General features: G+C 68.3%; 15 protein-coding genes. 6 read left to right on the top strand and 9 right to left on the bottom strand.

All coding sequences use genetic code 11. The features are described from left to right. The first annotated feature begins 37 nt into the window (after positions 1 to 37). Positions 38 to 1,417, top strand: a complete 1,380-nt coding sequence (locus DIE08_RS10030; protein WP_124901783.1) for a cache domain-containing protein — start codon at positions 38 to 40, stop codon at positions 1,415 to 1,417. A gap of 31 nt (positions 1,418 to 1,448) precedes the next feature. Next, complete coding sequence (locus tag DIE08_RS10035; RefSeq protein WP_059680172.1) at positions 1,449 to 2,093, top strand: response regulator transcription factor; 645 nt, start codon at positions 1,449 to 1,451, stop codon at positions 2,091 to 2,093. A 127-nt stretch (positions 2,094 to 2,220) separates the two neighbouring features. Here the strand turns inward: DIE08_RS10035 and DIE08_RS10040 are convergent, their stop codons facing one another. Continuing rightward, positions 2,221 to 2,817, bottom strand: a complete 597-nt coding sequence (locus DIE08_RS10040; protein WP_124629529.1) for a phospholipid-binding protein MlaC — start codon at positions 2,815 to 2,817, stop codon at positions 2,221 to 2,223. A 327-nt stretch (positions 2,818 to 3,144) separates the two neighbouring features. Between DIE08_RS10040 and DIE08_RS10045 the strand changes: the two genes are divergently transcribed. Together DIE08_RS10045 and DIE08_RS10050 are read left to right on the top strand one after the other, a co-directional pair. Further along, a complete protein-coding gene (locus tag DIE08_RS10045; RefSeq protein ID WP_124901784.1) occupies positions 3,145 to 5,778 on the top strand; it encodes an MMPL family transporter in 2,634 nt (877 codons plus the stop codon). Further along, positions 5,771 to 6,772, top strand: coding sequence for a VacJ family lipoprotein (locus DIE08_RS10050; protein ID WP_124901785.1), 1,002 nt, complete (start codon positions 5,771 to 5,773; stop codon positions 6,770 to 6,772). Before DIE08_RS10045 ends, DIE08_RS10050 begins: the two co-directional genes overlap by 8 nt. Before the next feature lie 120 nt (positions 6,773 to 6,892). Here the strand turns inward: DIE08_RS10050 and DIE08_RS10055 are convergent, their stop codons facing one another. The 5 genes from DIE08_RS10055 to DIE08_RS10075 all read right to left on the bottom strand — a co-directional run bounded on the left by DIE08_RS10055 (position 6,893) and on the right by DIE08_RS10075 (position 12,285). Further along, positions 6,893 to 7,549 (bottom strand): phosphorylase, encoded by a 657-nt coding sequence (locus DIE08_RS10055; RefSeq protein WP_059604817.1) that lies wholly within the window; start codon positions 7,547 to 7,549, stop codon positions 6,893 to 6,895. 54 nt (positions 7,550 to 7,603) lie between these two features. Next, entirely contained in the window at positions 7,604 to 9,577 is a 1,974-nt protein-coding gene (gene shc / locus DIE08_RS10060; protein ID WP_059604640.1) for a squalene--hopene cyclase, read from the bottom strand. 11 nt (positions 9,578 to 9,588) lie between these two features. Further along, positions 9,589 to 10,842 (bottom strand): hydroxysqualene dehydroxylase HpnE, encoded by a 1,254-nt coding sequence (gene hpnE / locus DIE08_RS10065; protein WP_124629526.1) that lies wholly within the window; start codon positions 10,840 to 10,842, stop codon positions 9,589 to 9,591. A 4-nt stretch (positions 10,843 to 10,846) separates the two neighbouring features. Then, complete coding sequence (gene hpnD / locus DIE08_RS10070; protein WP_124901786.1) at positions 10,847 to 11,695, bottom strand: presqualene diphosphate synthase HpnD; 849 nt, start codon at positions 11,693 to 11,695, stop codon at positions 10,847 to 10,849. A 257-nt stretch (positions 11,696 to 11,952) separates the two neighbouring features. Further along, positions 11,953 to 12,285 (bottom strand): hypothetical protein, encoded by a 333-nt coding sequence (locus DIE08_RS10075; protein WP_059604635.1) that lies wholly within the window; start codon positions 12,283 to 12,285, stop codon positions 11,953 to 11,955. A 212-nt stretch (positions 12,286 to 12,497) separates the two neighbouring features. Here DIE08_RS10075 and DIE08_RS10080 point away from each other — a divergent pair, with 212 nt between their 5' ends. Continuing rightward, positions 12,498 to 13,382, top strand: a complete 885-nt coding sequence (locus DIE08_RS10080) for an alpha/beta fold hydrolase (RefSeq protein WP_124901787.1) — start codon at positions 12,498 to 12,500, stop codon at positions 13,380 to 13,382. Positions 13,383 to 13,420: 38 nt separating this feature from the next. Here DIE08_RS10080 and DIE08_RS10085 read toward each other — a convergent pair whose 3' ends face one another. From DIE08_RS10085 to DIE08_RS10095, 3 genes are read right to left on the bottom strand one after another with little or no spacing between them, the layout of a single operon-like run. After that, positions 13,421 to 14,371 carry a GGDEF domain-containing protein gene (locus tag DIE08_RS10085; protein ID WP_059604628.1) on the bottom strand — a complete coding sequence of 317 codons (951 nt, stop codon included), beginning with the start codon at positions 14,369 to 14,371 and terminating at the stop codon, positions 13,421 to 13,423. Then, on the bottom strand, positions 14,368 to 14,994 hold the full coding sequence (locus tag DIE08_RS10090) for a chemotaxis protein CheC (RefSeq protein ID WP_059604625.1): 627 nt from the start codon (positions 14,992 to 14,994) through the stop codon (positions 14,368 to 14,370). The genes DIE08_RS10085 and DIE08_RS10090 overlap by 4 nt, the downstream gene beginning before the upstream one ends. Continuing rightward, on the bottom strand, positions 14,987 to 15,355 hold the full coding sequence (locus DIE08_RS10095) for a response regulator (RefSeq protein ID WP_040138947.1): 369 nt from the start codon (positions 15,353 to 15,355) through the stop codon (positions 14,987 to 14,989). Before DIE08_RS10095 ends, DIE08_RS10090 begins: the two co-directional genes overlap by 8 nt. Positions 15,356 to 15,822: 467 nt before the next feature. Between DIE08_RS10095 and DIE08_RS10105 the strand changes: the two genes are divergently transcribed. Then, positions 15,823 to 18,066 (top strand): hybrid sensor histidine kinase/response regulator, encoded by a 2,244-nt coding sequence (locus tag DIE08_RS10105; protein ID WP_124901788.1) that lies wholly within the window; start codon positions 15,823 to 15,825, stop codon positions 18,064 to 18,066. Positions 18,067 to 18,097: the final 31 nt, after the last annotated feature.

The following is an 18,097-nucleotide window of genomic DNA, read 5'->3' on the forward strand; positions in this document are numbered from 1 at the left end:
ACATGTGCCGGCCGGCCCGCGCCCGCTTCACACCACCATGAGACTCAAGGCAAAGATTTTCCTCCTGGCCATCGTGCCATTCCTGCTCGCGATCGCCGGCATCGGCTTCGGCGTGCGCCAGCAGGCGACGTCGCTCGCGCGCACGCAGCACGCGACGATCCAGACCGCCTACCTGTCGAGCAAGGAAGTCGAGCTGAAGCATTACGTCGAGCTCGCGACGAGCGCGATCATGCCGCTGTACGACGCGAGCGGCCGCAATGCGCGCGACGACGCGCTGCTGCGCACCCAGGCGCTCGCGATGCTGCAGAAGATGGATTTCGGCCCCGACGGCTATTTCTTCGTATACGACCTGCACGGCAATGCGCTGATGCATCCGCGCGAGCCCGAGCGCGTCGGCCACAACTACTGGTCGATGCGCGACCCGCAGGGCGCGCTGACGATCCAGCAGCTGATCGGCGCCGCGTCGCACGGCGGCGGCTACGTGCGCTACACGTGGCAGCGGCCGTCGACGGGCAAGCTCGCGCCGAAGCTCGGCTACGTCGTCGCGCTCGAACGCTGGGGCTGGATGGTCGGCACCGGCATCTATCTCGACGACGTCGACAACGCGTTGCAACGCATCGACGCGCGCGCGTCCGCGAACATCGAGCGGACGATGAGCTGGCTCACCGCGATCGCGCTGACCGGCGCGGCGGCGATCGCCGTCTGCGCGCTGGTGCTGAACGTCAGCGAGTCGCGCAGCGCCGACGCGAAGCTCAAGCAGCTCGCGCAGCGTGTCGTCGAATCGCAGGAACAGGAGCGCGAGCGGCTGTCGCGCGAACTGCATGACGGGATCAGCCAGATGATGGTGTCCGCGAAGCTGATGCTCGAATCCGCGCTCGCGCGCTTCGAGCGCGGTGCGACGCGCATGCCCGAAGCCGAGCAGGCGCTCGCGTCGGGTGTCGGACGTCTCGGCGAGACGCTGCGCGAAGTGCGGCGCATCTCGCATGCGCTGCGCCCGGCGATGCTCGACGATCTCGGCCTTGCGGCCGCGCTCGAGCAGCTCGTGCGCGAACTCGGCACGGAAAGCGGCATCGACATCGGCTATACGCAGGTGGCGCACAGCGGCGCGCGGCCGTTGCCCGCGCCGGTCAATACGGCGCTGTTCCGGATCGCGCAGGAAGCGCTCAGCAACATCGTGCATCATGCGCAGGCGTCGCGCGCGGCCGTCACGCTCGACGTCGGCGCGCATTCCGCCACGCTGACCATCGCCGACAACGGCTGCGGCTTCGATGCCGAGCGGTCGCAGACCGATGCGCGCCGCGGCATCGGGCTGCGCAACATGCGCGAGCGCCTCGACGCGCTCGGCGGCACATTGACGATCACGTCGCAGGTCGGCCACACCGTCGTGGCCGCGCGCGTGCCGCTGCGCGCCGCCTGACCACGCGCCCCATAACCGGAGACCTTTGCCCATGAGCGCCCCCGACACCGCCCGGCCCGCCGCCCGACTGCTGCTTGTCGACGATCACCCGCTGGTGCGCGACGGCCTGCGGATGCGGCTCGAGGCGGCCGACCTGTCCGTCGTCGGCGAAGCCGGCAACGCGGACGAGGCGCTCGCGCTCGCCGCGTCGCTCGAGCCCGATCTCGCGCTGATGGACGTCGGCATGAACGGGATGAACGGCATCACGCTCGCCGGCGTCTTTCACGAGCGCTTTCCGGGGATTCGCGTGCTGATGCTGTCGATGCACGACAACGTCGAATATGTGACGCAGGCCGTGCGCGCCGGCGCGAGTGGCTATCTGCTGAAGGATTCACCCGCGAGCGAGATCGTGCGCGCGATCGGCGCGGTGCTCACGGGGCAGACGTTCTTCAGCGAAGGGCTCGCCGCGCGGATGATCCAGGCGAGCGCGACCGCGTCGCCGCTCGACCGCCTGACGCCGCGCGAACGCGACATCCTCGATGCGCTGGCCGAGGGGCTGTCGAGCAAGCAGATCGCGCAGCAGACGGGGCTCTCGGTGCGCACGGTGGAAACGCACCGGCTCAATCTGAAGCGAAAGCTCGAGATCGAGGGGCAGGCGGAGCTGATCAAGTTCGCGGTCGAGCATCGGCGGCGGTAGCCCCCCCGACACCGGCGTTGCGTCGTGCCGAACATGACGCCGCCACCGCGAACCCGCAACGAAAAGGGCGCCCGAGGGCGCCCTTGATGCATGCCGACATGCTGAACAGCCGGCCGACTGGCGGCGATCAGTTCGTCCGCGAGTTGTGCTTCTGCAGATACGCGATCAGGCCGTCGATGCCGCCCGACGCGAGCTGGCTCTTGAACTGGCCCTGGTAGACCTGGATCAGCCACGCGCCCGACATGTCGATGTCGTAGATTTTCCAGTCGTTACCGACCTTGCCGAGGCGATAGCCGACCGACTGGCTGTCGCCCGGCGTCGTGACCGTCGACTGCACCAGCGCATCGGCGCCCGACGCACCGCCGGCCTTGAACGAGAACTTCGCGTCCTGGCCGCCGAGCTGCGCGAGCGACGCGGCATAGGTGCGCGTCATCAGCAGCTTGAACTGCTTGTAAAGCTCCTGCTGCTGTTGCGGCGTCGCCTGCTTCCAGGCATCGCCGACCGCGATGCGGGTCGTGCGTTCGAAGTTCGTCGCGGGCAGGAAGCGCTGCTCGACGACTTGCGTGACTTTCGCCATGTCGCCGCCGCGCGCGCCCGGATCGGCCTTCATCGCGTTGACGGTGCCTTCGACCGCATTGCGGACGATGTCGACGGGCGCGCTCTGCGCGAAAGCGGAAACCGACACGGCGGCCGCCGCGACGAAAGCAAAGAGATGACGTTTCATACGGATATCGCACTCGATGAGAAAAAACGGCCGGCGAATTGCATCGGTGGCATTGGCCGGTGGGTCGAAGTATAGCGGCCCGGCGCCCGGCCTGCCGCGTGGTGACCGACTGTTACCTTTCAACCCCTTTTGTCACAGGCCCCGTCGCGGCGCGACGCCAGTCGATTATGTAAGCATCCCCATACAAATCGCCGGGCCCCGCGCGCCGATTCCTGCGCTGCGGAGCAAATATCCTTCCCGCCCCTTTACGCTCCAACGTCGCGACCGACGCCACGTTGCGCCGGTATACTCGTTGTTTTGTCCTTGCCAGCCCCTCCCCGCCGCCACATGGTGACATCTCTCATCGTCCGACTCGTCGCATGGTCGGTACGCCGCCCCGTCTGGGTCGTCGTGCTGTCGCTCGTCGTCGCCGTCTTCAGCGGCGTCTACGTCGCGCAGCACTTCAAGATCAACACGGACATCAGCAAGCTCGTCGATGCCGAACCCCAGTGGGCCGCGCTCGGCCAGGCCGTCGACAAGGCCTTCCCGCAACGCAACGGCACGATCCTCGCGGTGGTCGAGGCCCCGGCACCCGAATTCGCAACCGCCGCCGCGCATACGCTCACCGAAGCCCTGCAGAAGCAGGCCGACGCCGGCCGCATCGGCCAGGTCGCCGAACCCGGTGGCGGCCCGTTCTTCGAGCACAACGGGCTGTTGTTCCTGTCGCCGCAGGAAGTGTCGGACACGACGACACAGCTCGCGAGCGCGCGGCCGCTCGTCAACGAACTCGCGAAGAACCCGAGCCTGACCGGGCTCGCGACCACGCTGTCCACCACGCTCGGCCAGCCGCTCCTGACCGGCCAGGTGAAGCTGCCCGCGATGGCGAAGCTGCTCGCGCGCAGCGCCGCGACGGTCGACGACGTGCTGGCCGGCAAGCCCGCCGCGTTCTCGTGGCGCGGGCTGGTCGACAGCGATGCCGCGCGCCAGCCGGCCCGCGCGTTCGTCACGGTGCAGCCGGTCGTCAACTACGGTGCGCTGAAGGCCGGTGCCGAGACGACCCAGGTGATCCGCGACACGGCGAAAGCGCTCGGCCTCGAGCAACGCTACGGCGCGGTCGTGCGGCTGACCGGCGAACAACCGCTCGCCGACGACGAATTCGCGTCGGTCGAAGACGGCGCCGCGCTCAACGGCGCGCTCACGCTCCTCGCCGTGCTCGTGATCCTGTGGCTCGCGCTGCGCTCGAAGCGGATGATCGGCTCGGTGCTCGTCACGCTGTTCGTCGGCCTCGTCGTGACCGCGGCGCTCGGCCTTGCGATGGTCGGTTCGCTGAACATGATCTCGGTCGCGTTCATGGTGCTGTTCGTCGGCCTCGGCGTCGATTTCTCGATCCAGTACGGTGTGAAGTACCGCGAGGAACGCTTCCGCGATCCGCGCATCGATCACGCGCTGATCGGCGCCGCGCACTCGATGGGCATGCCGCTCGCGCTGGCCACCGCGGCCGTCGCGGCGAGCTTCTTCTCGTTCATCCCCACCGCCTATCGCGGCGTGTCCGAACTCGGCCTGATCGCAGGCGTCGGGATGTTCGTCGCGCTGCTCACCACGCTCACGCTGCTGCCCGCGCTGCTGCGCCTGTTCGCGCCGCCGGGCGAATCGAAGACGCCGGGCTTCCCGTGGCTCGCGCCGGTCGACGACTACCTCGATCGCCATCGCAAGCCGATCCTGATCGGCACGCTCGTGGTCGTGATCGGCGCGCTGCCGCTGCTCGCGTTCCTGCACTTCGACTTCAATCCGCTGCATCTGAAGGATCCGAACAGCGAATCGATGGCGACATTGCTCGCGCTGAAGGATTCGCCGGAAGCGGCCGTCAACGACGTCACGCTGCTCGCGCCGTCGCTCGCCGAGGCCGACGCGGCCGCGAAGCGCCTCGACGCGCTGCCGGAAGTGGGCCGCACGACGACGCTGTCGACCTTCGTGCCGGCCGACCAGCCGGCCAAGCGTGCGGCGATCGCCGCCGCCGCGAGTGACCTGCTGCCCGCGCTGACGCAGCCGCCCGCGCCGCCCGCGACCGACGCGCAGCGCGTCGCCGCGCTCAAGCGCGTGTCGGACCTGCTGAGCTACGCGGCCGAAGATCACCCGGGCCCGGGCGCGGCCGCCGCGCAGCATCTGTCGGCATCGCTCGCGAAGCTCGCCGCCGCGGATGCGGCGACGCGCGACCGCGCCGAACGCGCGTTCTCCGACACGCTGCGCATCGCGCTCAATCAGCTCGCGACGCTGCTGCAACCGCAGGACATCACGCGCGAATCGCTGCCGCCGCAGCTCGTGCGCGACTGGATCGCGCCGGACGGCCACGCGCTCGTGCAGATTTCGCCGAAGGTGCCGACGGGCGTCGATCCGAACGACGACACGATGCTGCGCCGCTTCGCGAAGGCGGTGAAGGCCGCCGAGCCGGGCGCGATCGGCGGCCCGATCTCGATCCTGCATTCGGCCGACACGATCATCAACGCGTTCCTGCATGCGGCGCTGTGGTCGATCCTGTCGATCACGATCCTGCTGTGGATCACGCTGCGACGCTTCGGCGACGTGCTGCGCACGCTGGTGCCGCTGCTCGTGTCGGGGCTCGTCACGCTCGAGATGTGCGTCGTGCTCGGCATGTCGCTGAACTTCGCGAACATCATCGCGCTGCCGCTGATGCTCGGCGTCGGCGTCGCGTTCAAGGTGTACTTCGTGATGGCATGGCGCGGGGGCCAGACGGGCCTGCTGCATTCGAGCCTCACGCACGCGGTGCTGTTCAGCGCCGCGACGACGGCAACCGCCTTTGGCAGCCTGTGGCTGTCGCATCATCCGGGCACGTCGAGCATGGGCAAGCTGCTCGCGCTGGCGTTGACCTGCACGCTGATCGGCGCCGTGGTGTTCCAGCCCGTCCTGATGGGCAAACCGCGCGTCAAACGCGCCAAGAACCAATCGCAAGGAATCAATGAATAAGGTGCGAATCATTGCGGCGACCGTTGCCGCCACCGCAGTGCTGTCCGGCTGCGCGACGGGACCGAACCGCAACCCCAATGACCCGCTCGAGCCGATGAACCGGGCGATGTACAAGTTCAACGACACCGTCGACACGAACATCGCCCAGCCGATCGCGAAGGGGTACCAGAAGGTCACGCCGACGCCCGTGCGCACCGCGATCAGCAACTTCTTCTCGAACCTCGGCGATCTCGGCAACATCGCGAACAACCTGCTGCAGCTCCGCATCACCGATGCAACCGAGGATCTGATGCGCGTGGCGATGAACTCGGTGTTCGGCGTCGGCGGCCTGATCGACATCGCGACACCGGCCGGGCTGCCGAAGCATCATCAGGATTTCGGGCTGACGATGGCGCGCTGGGGCGTGCCGTCCGGCCCGTACCTCGTGCTGCCCGTGTTCGGGCCGAGCACGATCCGCGATGGCGTCGGCCGCGCGGTGGACGTTCGCTTCAACCTGCTCAACTACATCGAGCCGGCCGTGCGCAATCCGATGTACATCGCGCAGTTCATCAGCGCGCGTTCGGACCTGCTCGGCGCAACCGACCTGCTGAAGCAGGCCGCGCTCGATCCGTATTCGTTCGTGCGCGACGCATACCTGCAGCAGCGCAAGTCGCTGACGTATCGCAGCCAGTCGGCATCGGGCACGCTGCCGACTTACAACGAACCGGGTGAATCGGGCGCGGTGCCGGCGGCCACGCCGGCCGTGCCGGGGTTGCCGAACTACGCGGATCCGGGCGAGGGTGCCGCACCGAACAACGCGCCGGCTGCGCCGGGGTTGCCGCAGTATGACGATCCGGGTGCGGACGGCGCGACGCCGGCGAGTGCGCCTGCGAGTACGCCTGCGAGTGCGCCGGCGGCTGCGTCGGCCGGGGCGACGACCGCGCCGGCCGCCAACGGCGCGCCGATCGCGCCGGCGATGCCGACGGTGCCCGCGAGCGGTCCGGCCGCGCAGTAACGCGCACGGCATCCGCCCGCAAGCCGAAGAGCGCTGCATCATGCAGCGCTCTTTTTTTTGCGTGTCCGGAAAACGAAAAAGGGAAGGGGGAGAGGAGAAGCCGAACGCGGCGAGCGCCGGTCAGACGATCCGCATCGCGCCCGCACGTTCGAACGCGTGCCGCGCCTGGATCAGCGTCGTGCGCGCCGCGCGCGCATCGCCCGCGACCTGCAGCAACGGGCCAAGCTGCGACGGCTGCTTCAGCAGCTCGCGCAGGATCGGCAGAATGGCCGTGCTGCCGTCGTCGCGCAGGCCGGCCGTCGCCGCGCGCGGCAGCGTGCGCCACGCAGGGTCGACGATCGCGCGGCATACCGCGAACGGCACGCCGCGCGACGCCGCGAAGGCCGCGGCGATATGCGATTCCATGTCGACGGCAAGCGCGCCCTTCGTGCGATGCAGCGACGCCTTTTCCTGCTCGCTGACCACCGGCGCGCCGACTGCCGCCATCGTGCCGCGCGTGACGCGCGCCCACACCGGCGTGTCGTGCAGCGCGGCGACGAGCCGCGCGCTCCAGCCCGGATCGGTCTGCACGCGGCCGAACGGCCCGTCGATCGCGTCCGCGATCACGAGCGCGCCCGGTGCGAGATCGGGTGCGAGCCCGCCCGCCGTGCCGAAGCTCACGATGCCCGCGCAACCGCGCGCGGTCGCCTCGGCCAGCGCGCGCTCGAGCCGGTCGGCCCGCGCGGCGAACACGGCCTCGACGCCGTGACCGCGCGCGATGCGTGCCTCGAATGCCATCCCCGTGACGGCGATGACGGGCAACGTGCCGTTGTGCTGCGCCGGTGCCACGCGTTACATCCCGACCGTCACGCGCGTCGCATTGGCGCGCTTCAGGTTGCGATAGCGCGCGAGCGCCCACAGCGGGAAGAACTTGCGATACCCGTGATAGCGCAGGTAGAACACGCGCGGGAAGCCGGTCGCCGTGAAGCGCGTCTCGTCCCACAGGCCTTCTTCGTTCTGCTGCGCGATCAGGTAGTCGACGCCGCGTGCAACGGCCGGGTTGTTCACCTCGCCGGCCGCCATCAGGCCGAGCAGCGCCCAGGCCGTCTGCGACGCGGTGCTCGGCGCCTGCTCGAAGCCGCGGTAATTCAGCTTGTAGCTGTCGCCGTCCTCGCCCCAGCCGCCGTCCTTGTTCTGGATCGACAGCAGCCACTGCGCGCCGCGCTTCACCCGCGGATCGTCCGGCGTCAGGCCGGCCGCGTTCAGCGAACACAGGGCCGTCCACGTGCCGTACACGTAGTTCATCCCCCAGCGGCCGTACCAGCTGCCGTCCGGTTCCTGCTCCTTCAGCATGTAGTCGAGCGCGCGACGGGCCGGCTCACTGTTCAGCGCACTCTCGCCAAGTTGCGACAGCATCGACAGGCAGCGGCCCGATACGTCCGAGGTCGGCGGATCGAGCAGCGCGCCGTGATCCGAGAACGGGATGTTGTTCAGGTAGTACTGCGTGTTTTCCGGTTCGAACGCGCCCCAGCCGCCGTCGCTGCTCTGCATGCCGACGACCCATTCGCGCGCGCGCGCCATCGATTCGCGATACGTATCCGTCTGCTTGAGCTTCTGCGCACGGTCCATCGCCATCACGACCACCGCCGTGTCGTCGACGTCCGGATAGTGCGCGTTCGCATACTGGAACGCCCAGCCGCCCGGCCGCACGTTCGGGCGGCGCGAGATCCAGTCGCCGCGCACGTCGAGGATCTGCAGCGGGCGCAGCCAGTCGAGGCCGCGCAGCACGGCTTCCTCGGCACGCGCGTCACCGGTTTCGAGCAGCGCATGCGCGACAAGCGACGTGTCCCACACCGGCGACAGGCACGGCTGGCAATACGCTTCGTCCTCGTGCACGACGAGCAGCTTCTCGATCGACTTGCGCGCGATCGCGCGGTTCGGATGATCTTCCGCATAGCCGAGCACGTCGTACATCATCACCGCGTTGGCCATCGCCGGATAGATCGCGCCAAGGCCGTCCTCGCCGTTCAGGCGCTCGTCGACGAACGACACGGCCTGGCGGATCGCGCGTTCGCGCGTGTAGCTCGGGAACAGGCCGTCGACCGCGCGCAGCGCGTGGTCGACCACGCGGAAGAACGCGAACCAGCCAGGGCTCTGGTGGCCCTGGCGCGGCAGCAGGCCGGCGTTGACGGGCGGGTCGATGAACAACTCGTCGATGCGCACGCCGCGCGGGTTCTTCGCGATCGGACGCTTCGCGTTCAGCACCAGCAGCGGCACGATCACGGTCCGCGCCCAGTACGACACCTTCGACAGGTGGAACGGGAACCACTGCGGCAGCAGCATGATCTCGACCGGCATCATCGGCACCGCGCGCCACGGAATCGCACCGTACAGCGCGAGCTGGATCCGCGTGAACACGTTCGACATCTCGGCGCCGCCCATCGCGTGGATCGCGCGGCGCGCACGCTGCATGTGCTCGGCGTTCTCGTCGTCGCCAATCACCTTCAGCGCGAAATACGCCTTCACGCTCGCGCTGATGTTCGGCGCGCCGTCGGTGAACAGCGGCCAGCCGCCGTCGGCCTGCTGGATGCGACGCAGATAGCGGCCGATCTTCTGTTCGAGCTCGAGGTTCGGCGTCTCGCCGAGATAGTGGACGAGCAGTATGTATTCGGCGGGAATCGTCGAATCGGCTTCGAGTTCGTAGACCCAGTGTCCGTCCGCGTTCTGCGCGGCCAGCAGCGCGTCGGTCGCGCTGGCGACAGCCGCGTCGAGTCCGGCCGGCACGGTGCCGGCGGACAGGTTAGCCATATCGGTGAGATCGTTCATCGGTCCCTCTCTTATTGTGTCTGGAGCACGTCCGCGGCCAGTTGGCCGGAACGGATCGCGCCCTCGATCGTGGCGGGCAAGCCGGTGGCAATCCAGTCGCCCGCCAGCACGAGATTGGTCCAGCGCGTACGCACGGCCGGACGTTTCATTTCCTGCGACGGCACCGCCGCAAACCCCGCGCGCGGCTCGACGACGAGCTGCCACGCGGGGAGGGTTTCCGGGTTCGCGCCGGTCACGCGCGCGACGTCTTCCCAGATGCGCCGCGCGAGCACATCGCGCGGCATGTCGAGCCAGCGGCCCGCGTCGCGGATCGTCGCCGCGAGCGGACCATCGCCTGCGCGCACCGCGTCGACGATGCCGTTGACGACGGCCGTCTGCAGCGGGCTGCCCGCCGGTGTATCGACCGCGAAATACGCGGTCACGACCGCGCTGAACGTGTCGGGCGCGGTGAGATCCGGGACGAGCGGCTGCGCGACCTCGGGCGGCACAGCCAGCACGACCGCGTCGCCCGGCGCGAGATCGACACGCTCGCCGCCGATCGCGACCGCATCGACCGCGTTGCCGTGCGCGCCGAATTCGAACGCATCGAGCCGCGAGTTCAGGCGGATCTGCGCGCCGCCGTGCTGCAGCATCCGCAGCGCCGGTTCGACGAATGCGCTGCCGAGGCCGTGGCGCGCGACGAGCGGGCGCCAACCGGGGCCGCCCGCGGCAAACATGCCGCACAGTGCCGCGCGCGCGAGCTCGGCGCTCGCGTGGCGCGGTTCGACGTTCAGCACCCCGAGAAAATACGGCCGCAGCCAACGATCCCACAGCACGCCGTCGCATCGCATCGTCTGTGCGAGTGAGCGCCCGGTGCGCGCGAACGCGAGCGACGCCAGCGCGAGGTAGTCGAGCGGCGTGGTGCCCGGCGCACGCGACGCGGCATCGAACAGCCACGACGGCCAGCGCCCGTTGCCGAAGCGCAGCGTCCAGCGCTGCTGCGACGCGACGTCGATCACCGGATATTCAGGCAGTGCGGGCCCCGTGAGCTGATCGGCCGCGCCGATCGCGCGCAGGTAGCGCTGCGTCGCGGACTGCCCCGCGAAGACCTGGTGCAGCCCGCCGTCGAGCGTCGTGTTCAGCGTCTCGTCGAACCACGAGCGGCAGCGGCCGCCAGCATGCGCATGCGCGTCGTGCAGCACGATGCGCCGCCCGCGGCGTTGCAGCTCGACGGCAGCCGACAGGCCCGCGAGTCCTGCACCGATCACGTGGACGGTTCTGGGCATTGGCTCAGAACAGCGCGTAGCGCGCGGCGATCATCAGCATGCGCGCCTTCGGCTTGCGCAGCGGCACGCGCGGGGCGGCGAAGCCACGCGCGATCGCGGCTTCCAGAATGCAGCGGTACGCGCCTGACATGATGCGCGGCGCCTTGACCTGCGCGCGCGTGCAGCGATCCATCACGGCGTCCGCCGCGCGGAAATGCTCGAGCGCACGCTCGACGAGCGTTGCGCACACGCGCGGCAGCGCCGGGTCGCGCACGATCGTCGCCGGATCGGTGATCGCGATGCCTTCGCGCGCGAGCAGCTCGCGCGGCAGGTAGCAGCGGTTGATCGCCGCGTCGTCGTCGATGTCGCGCAGGATGTTCGTCAGCTGCAGCGCGCGGCCGAGGTGGTGCGACAGCTCGATGCCTTCCGCCTCCGGGATCCCGAAAATCCTCACCGACAGACGGCCGGCCGCACTCGCCACGCGATCGCAGAACAGGTCGAGCGTCGGTTCGTCCGGCGCGCAGATGTCCTCGGCGGCGTCCATCGCCATCCCGTCGATCATCGCGTGGAAGTCCTCGCGCTTCAGGTCGAATGCGCGGATCTCGCGCTCGAGCGCGACCAGATTGCGCGGCGGCTGGCCGGCGAAGCACGCGTCGATGTCCGCGCGCCAGCGATCGAGGCCCGCGTTGCGCTCGGCGCGCGGCAAGTCGCTGTCGGCGATGTCGTCGACCGCGCGGCAGAACGCGTAGACCTGGAACATCGCGTCGCGCTGCACCGCCGGCAGGATGCGCATCGCCAGATAGAAAGAACTGCCCGATGTGACGGCAGCGGCGTCGGTTTCTTGTTCGTCCACGACGAGATTGGAAACGGCCAAGACGAGCTCCACGGAGACACCCACGCGGGGCGATTGAAGAAGCCATGCCCGGCTGGGTTGGTCAGGGCGTCAAATGCGTGCGAGATATGCGAACGATCGACGCAGACAGGCACAAATTACCGGCCGGATGCCGGAATTGGGCGAAAGTATAGCAATCTTTGAAGTTCGAAGGGCGGAGACGCGCCGTGCCCGGCAGGCCGTCAGGGGGCTCGGGCCTGCGTGGCCGGGCGCGCCCGAGAGCGGCGTCGCGCCGCCCGTCAGCCGTAGACGATGTCGCGCTGCAGATCGAGCGCAATGAGCCCCATTTCACGGGTCAGCTGCAGCATCGAGCGGCGTTCGAGGCGCGAGCCCATGAAGCTCGTCACGCGCCCGTCGGGGTCCGCCGTAAACTGGAACGACGGGCCGCCGGTGCCGAACCACGCGCCCGGCACGTCGGGCGACTCCTGCCAGTCGATCTGCTCGAACACGCGCGCGATCCCCGCGCGCACCACGTCGCCAGGGCCGATCGGCGGCGCGATCTCGCCCAGGTCGTCGAGCGAATAGGGGCCAGGCTTGTCCGGCCGCCGGTAGAAGAGGTAGTCGACGTTCATGGGGCGCAATCGGAAGCAAAGCGTCAAATTAGCGCGCTTCGGCGCAAATTCAAATCAGATCAGGACGAATTGTGGCCTGAACGAGACAAGAGGGCCTCATCGCGGCAGCCGATCCGGGCACGCGCACGCGCGCGGTCGGGCCGCGCGTTCATGCTTGGACGCGCGCGGCTTCGTCTAAGATGAACACCTCTCTCGAAAAAGACACGGACACCATGGAGACGAATGTAACCGCTGCCGCGCAATCCGGCCATCCCGTTTTCGTGCTTGTGCACGGCGCGTGGCATGGTGCGTGGTGCTACGCGCACGTCGCGGCCGCGCTGGCCGCGCGCGGCTACCTGTCGATCGCGCGCGACCTGCCCGCGCACGGCATCAACGCCCGCTTTCCCGCGTCGTATCTCGAACGGCCGCTCGACGAGGACGCATTCGGCGCCGAGCCGTCGCCGGTGGCGAATACCACGCTCGACGATTACGCGACACAGGTGATGCAGGCGGTCGACGACGCATACGCGCTCGGGCACGGCAAGGTCGTGCTCGTCGGCCACAGCATGGGCGGCCTCGCGATCACGGCCGCGGCGGAGCGCGCGCCGGAGAAAATCGCGAAGATCGTCTATCTCGCGGCGTTCATGCCCGCGTCGGGCGTGCCGGGCCTCGACTACGTGCGTGCGCCCGAAAACAAGGGCGAAATGCTGGGCCCGCTGATGCTCGCGAGCCCACGCGTCGCGGGCGCGCTGCGGATCGATCCGCGCAGCGGCGATGCCGCGTATCGCGCGCTCGCGAAGCGCGCGCTGTACGACGACGTCCCGCAGGCCGACTTCGAGGCGGTGGCGAACCTGATGACCTGCGACGTGCCGGCCGCGCCGTTCGCGACCGCGATCCCGACGACCACCGCGCGCTGGGGCGCGATCGATCGTCACTACATCAAGTGCCTGGCGGATCGCGTGATCCTGCCCGCGCTGCAGCAGCGCTTCATCGACGAAGCCGACGCGTTCGTGCCCGGTAATCCGACGCACGTGCACCAGCTCGACAGCAGCCATTCGCCGTTCATGTCGCAGCCGGCCGTGCTGGCCGGCGTGCTCGTGGATATCGCGAAAAGCTGAACGGCGCGGATCGCACGCGTGAAGCGGCGACGCGGCGGTTACGCGTAGGCGACCGACCGATCGCGCCCGAGCCGCTTCGCGCGATAGAGCGCGGTGTCGGCCTCGTTGACGAGCGTGTCGAACGCCAACGCGCCCGCCGTCGCGCACGCGCAGCCGACGCTCGCCGTCACCGGCACGCTGACGCCTTCCGCGTCGACCGGCGTGCTGCCGATCGCGTCGCGCACCTTGTCGGCCACCCGCATCGCCTCGTCGAGATTCGTGCACGGCAGCAGCAGCGCGAATTCCTCGCCGCCGAAGCGGCCGAACGTATCCTGCGCGCGCACGATCGACGCGACGCGGCGCGCCGTCTCGCGCAATACCGCGTCGCCGGCCGCATGCCCGAACCGGTCGTTGATCGTCTTGAAGTGGTCGAGGTCGAACAGCAGCACCGACAGGTCACCGCCGTAGCGCTGCCAGCGCGCGAACTCGTCGCCGAGCCGCGCCTCGAAGAAGCGCCGGTTCGCGATGCCGGTAAGGCCGTCGCGATTCGCATGCTCGCGCAGCTTCGCGACCGCCTCCTCGCGCTCGCGCTGCATCACGCTCACGTGCGTGACGTCCGAGATCGTCACGCACACGGCCTCGACTTCGCGGCCACGCGTGAGCGGCATGAACGTGCAGTCCTGCTGCATGTAGTCGACGCCGCCGGTGATCGGCCGGTCGTGTTCGAAGCGAAACAGGTAGGGCCGCTGCTCCCACGAGCTGAATGCGAAACTGCCGAGCTGGAACACGCTCTCGAGCTTGCGTTCGAGCCATGCGCGCGGCAGTTCCGGAAAGCGGTCGAACAGGTTGCGGCCGATCACGTCGGCAGCCGGGATACCGCTGTGGTCCTGCATGAAGCGATTCCACATCAGCACGTTCATCGTGCGGTCGAGCACGAACAGGCCGAAGCCGACCCGTTCGATCACGAGGTCGCTCAGCGACGCGGCGGTGGTGATCGGGGTAGCGGTCATAGCGCGGACAGCAACGCGTCGAGCGCGTCGCCCATCAGCCGGATCGAATCCTCGGCCATCAGCATCACGAAATGTGCGCGGAATGCGTGATCCTCGAGGCCGAAGTTCACTTCGAGCAGCAGCGCGACGCTCCATGCGAGCGCGGTGGGCTGGAACACGTCGTCGAACGACACGTTCGCGCCGAGCAGCCCCGGCGGGAAGAACACGGGCTTGCGGCCGAGTTCGTCGAGAATCGACGCGACGCACGCGCTCATCAGCACGTTCGCGACGTCGAACACGAGTTCGTCCTGCGTGGCCATGCCGGCGTACACGCCGTCGCCGAACGTGCGGTCCATCAGCGACATGAGCCGCGCGACGCCCGCGCTGCGGCACAGCACGATCGCCTCGCCCTTGATGTCGGAACGGAATCCCTGGCGCACGGCTGTCACGTTCTCGTGGATGCCCGTCATCTCGCGCAGCGCGTCGCCCGCATCGGCGGCCTTCACGACGCGCACGCGCGGGACCGAGAGCTCGATAAAATGCCCGAGAAGGAGCGCGAGCCGTGCGGCGGCGCGGCCCATCGCGAGGTTGGCGATCTCCTGCAACGCGTCGCGTTGCTCCGCCGTGAACACCGATTCAGGCATACAACCCATACTCCTTGAGAATGGGCAGCAACGCCTCCGACGTCACGGGCTTGGCAACGAATGCGATCGCGCCCAGCTCGCGCACGCGTGCTTGCGCCTGCGGCTGAATATCGGCGGATACCACGATCACGAACGTGTTCAGATCTTCGTGGCGCAGTGTCTCGAGCACCTGATAGCCGTTCATGTCGGGCATCGTCAGGTCCAGAAACATCACGGAAGCTTTGCCGTCACGATAGAGCGCCAGAGCCTCGCGACCATTCGCCGCATACGCGACGTCGACGTCCCAGTCTCCCGGCAGTGCCTTTGTCAGAAGTTTGCGAGCGAGCAAGGAGTCGTCGGCGATCACGATCGGCAAAGGCATGGCGGCGAAGCGGTATACGGAATGGTCTCTCTCGCGTTAACGACTGCGCGGCGCACTTCTTGAGGCGCCATGCAATCAAGCGTGGGCCCCACCGTGCGGCCGCGCGTGGGCGTCGCGGCGCGAGGCACGCGACACACCGCGCCGCGAACGCCGGCGGGCGCATATATCTGTCATAGGGAAAGCAAGGCGCGATTCTCTGAGTAAACCGAGGGCAGTGCAACTCGCCATTTTCACCATTTCGAACAGAATCGGTTCGATCGCGCGGCATTCCGAAAACAGTCGCGGCCATTTTCAAGATAAGCACGCAAAATTTTTCTTTGTGTACGTTTGCGCTGCCGGATTCATAGCGTTTTCAAACTTTCATTTCGCACCTGTCGGAATCATCAGGTTGCACATCCGTGCGCCGGTACGGCGAGCAAGCGCAACTCGTTTATGATTGAACATCTCAGCCTGGCCCGCATTCCTCAATGACGTCCGAACGTCCCGCCGACTCCCGCACACCCGCCTCCCCGCCCGCCGACGACTGGCAGGACGACGGCAGCTATGCGTCCGGCGCACCCGAGCACGATTTCGCCGTCCGGCGCGTGACGCTGATCGTGCTGCTGGTCGCGGCGATCGTGCTGCCGTGCATCTACGTGTCGGTCATGGCGTACAACGACCTGACGGCACGCGAGGCCGCGGCGAGCGACGTGACGATGCGCACCGTGCGCGTCGCCGAGGAGCATGCGCTCAAGGTGTTCGACCTGAGCGAGACGCTCGATGCGCGCATCGTCGACCTCGTGCAGGACATGGACGACGCCACCGTGCGCCGCCACGAATCCGACATCCACGAAGCGCTGAACACGATCGGCGGCGGCTATCCGCAGGTGGCCGCGGTGTCGATCTTCGGTGCGAGCGGGATGCTGCTCGCGAACAGCCTCTACTATCCGGCGCCCTATGCGTCGATCGCGTACCGCGACGACTTCGCCGGCATCCGCGACGGCAAGGTGATCGAGCACATCTCGAAGCTGATGATGGGGCCGCTCAAGCTCGAGAACATCCCCGTGTTCAACACGGGCGTCGCGCGACGCCACAGCGATGGTTCGTTCGCCGGGATGGTGTCGATCGCGCTGAAGTCGTCGTATTTCAATGCGTTCTACCGCGACCTGCTCGGCGGCGCGGCCACGCCGATGACGATGGCGCTCGCGCGCTCCGACGGCGCGGTGATCGCGTCGTATCCACCGCCGCCATCGCTCGCGCATACCGATCTCACGGCCACGTTCGGCAACGCGCGCAACGATCCGCGCGCGGGCGTCGTGCACGTGCGCCACGACGGCGCCAGCAGCGAGATCGTCGCGTACCGCCAGGTCGGCAGCTACCCCGTGTACGTGACGTGTGCGTACCGCACCTCCGCGATCTGGCATGAATGGTACGAACACCTGAGCGTGCTGTTCATCTCGATGTTCGCGCCGTCGATCGCGCTGTGGTCGGTGATCTGGCTGTCGCTGAAGCGGTTGAAGGCGGAAGAGGAAGCCTGGGACCGCTGGCAGGCCGAAGCGTCGATGCGGCGCTCGATCGAATCGGCATACCGGCAGTCGCGCAAGATGCAGGCGCTCGGCAACCTGGTCGGCAGCGTCGCGCATGACTTCAACAACCTGCTGATGATCATCTCGAGCAACGTGCAGATCGCGCGGCGACGCGGCGTCCAGCATCTCGACAAGGAACTCGGCGCGATCGAACGCGCGCTGAAGAACGGCCAGTCGCTCACGCGCCAGTTGCTCGGCGTCGCGCGCAAGCAGCCGCTGCACAACGAAACGATCGACGTCGGCCAGTGGCTCGGCACGTGCCGCGAACTGCTGAAGACGTCGCTCGGTTCGAAGTCGTCGCTGGTCGTCGCGATCGAGCCCGGCATCTGGCCGATCCGGGTCGATGTCGCGGAGCTCGAGCTCGCAGTGATCAATCTCGCCGTCAACGCGCGCGATGCGATGACGGTCGGCGGCCGCTTCACGGTCGGCGCGCGCAACGTGACGCTGCGCCGCGAGGACGGCTTTCCGCTGATCGGCGACTTCGTTCAGATCTCGCTCGACGATACGGGCTCGGGCATGGCGCCCGACGTGCTCGCGCGCGCGTTCGAGCCGCTGTTCACGACGAAGGCGCAGGGAATGGGAACGGGGCTCGGGCTGCCGCAAGTGTTCGCGTTCTGCGAGCGCTCGGGCGGCCTCGCGACGATCGACAGCGCAGTCGGCGCCGGGACGTCGGTGCGCCTTTACCTGCCGCGCGCACGCGTCGAGGACATCGTCCCGCGGTCACAGCCCGTCTCGCACGACGCCGGCGCGCTGGCGGGCCTGCATGTGCTGCTGGTGGAGGACAACAGTGAAGTCGCAGCCGGCACCGAAGCGCTGCTGGCGCTACTCGGGCACCGCGTCACCTACGCACCCACCGCCGACGACGCGTTGCGCCTGATCGAGGGCGCGGCCGCGAACGACGCATTCGATCTGGTGATCTCGGATATCCACATGCCGGGCCGCCTGAACGGCATCGATCTCGCCGAAGCGATCGACAAGCGGCCGGGGAAGCTGCCCGTGATCCTGGTCACGGGATACGCGGAGGAACTCGACCGCACGCGTACCGTCAACGTGCGCGTGCTGTCGAAGCCGTTCGACATCGCACTGCTCGACGAGATCCTGCTCGGCATTCGCGAAGCGCGCGATGCGCGGCACGCCGGCGCCTGACCCGCGGCATGCGGGCCGGTGCCGGCGGCGG

The sequence above is a fragment of the Burkholderia sp. Bp9004 genome (assembly GCF_003858025.1).
GTDB classification, from domain to species: domain Bacteria; phylum Pseudomonadota; class Gammaproteobacteria; order Burkholderiales; family Burkholderiaceae; genus Burkholderia; species Burkholderia diffusa.

Excerpts from the sequence above, each read along its gene's own strand:
- DIE08_RS10030 (WP_124901783.1), top strand. The coding sequence starts at position 38 with ATGAGACTCAAGGCAAAGATTTTCCTCCTGGCCATCGTGCCATTCCTG.
- DIE08_RS10035 (WP_059680172.1), top strand. The coding sequence starts at position 1,449 with ATGAGCGCCCCCGACACCGCCCGGCCCGCCGCCCGACTGCTGCTTGTC.
- DIE08_RS10040 (WP_124629529.1), bottom strand. The coding sequence starts at position 2,817 with ATGAAACGTCATCTCTTTGCTTTCGTCGCGGCGGCCGCCGTGTCGGTT.
- DIE08_RS10045 (WP_124901784.1), top strand. The coding sequence starts at position 3,145 with ATGGTGACATCTCTCATCGTCCGACTCGTCGCATGGTCGGTACGCCGC.
- DIE08_RS10050 (WP_124901785.1), top strand. The coding sequence starts at position 5,771 with ATGAATAAGGTGCGAATCATTGCGGCGACCGTTGCCGCCACCGCAGTG.
- DIE08_RS10055 (WP_059604817.1), bottom strand. The coding sequence starts at position 7,549 with ATGGCATTCGAGGCACGCATCGCGCGCGGTCACGGCGTCGAGGCCGTG.
- shc (WP_059604640.1), bottom strand. The coding sequence starts at position 9,577 with ATGAACGATCTCACCGATATGGCTAACCTGTCCGCCGGCACCGTGCCG.
- hpnE (WP_124629526.1), bottom strand. The coding sequence starts at position 10,842 with ATGCCCAGAACCGTCCACGTGATCGGTGCAGGACTCGCGGGCCTGTCG.
- DIE08_RS10075 (WP_059604635.1), bottom strand. The coding sequence starts at position 12,285 with ATGAACGTCGACTACCTCTTCTACCGGCGGCCGGACAAGCCTGGCCCC.
- DIE08_RS10080 (WP_124901787.1), top strand. The coding sequence starts at position 12,498 with ATGGAGACGAATGTAACCGCTGCCGCGCAATCCGGCCATCCCGTTTTC.
- DIE08_RS10085 (WP_059604628.1), bottom strand. The coding sequence starts at position 14,371 with ATGACCGCTACCCCGATCACCACCGCCGCGTCGCTGAGCGACCTCGTG.
- DIE08_RS10090 (WP_059604625.1), bottom strand. The coding sequence starts at position 14,994 with ATGCCTGAATCGGTGTTCACGGCGGAGCAACGCGACGCGTTGCAGGAG.
- DIE08_RS10095 (WP_040138947.1), bottom strand. The coding sequence starts at position 15,355 with ATGCCTTTGCCGATCGTGATCGCCGACGACTCCTTGCTCGCTCGCAAA.
- DIE08_RS10105 (WP_124901788.1), top strand. The coding sequence starts at position 15,823 with ATGACGTCCGAACGTCCCGCCGACTCCCGCACACCCGCCTCCCCGCCC.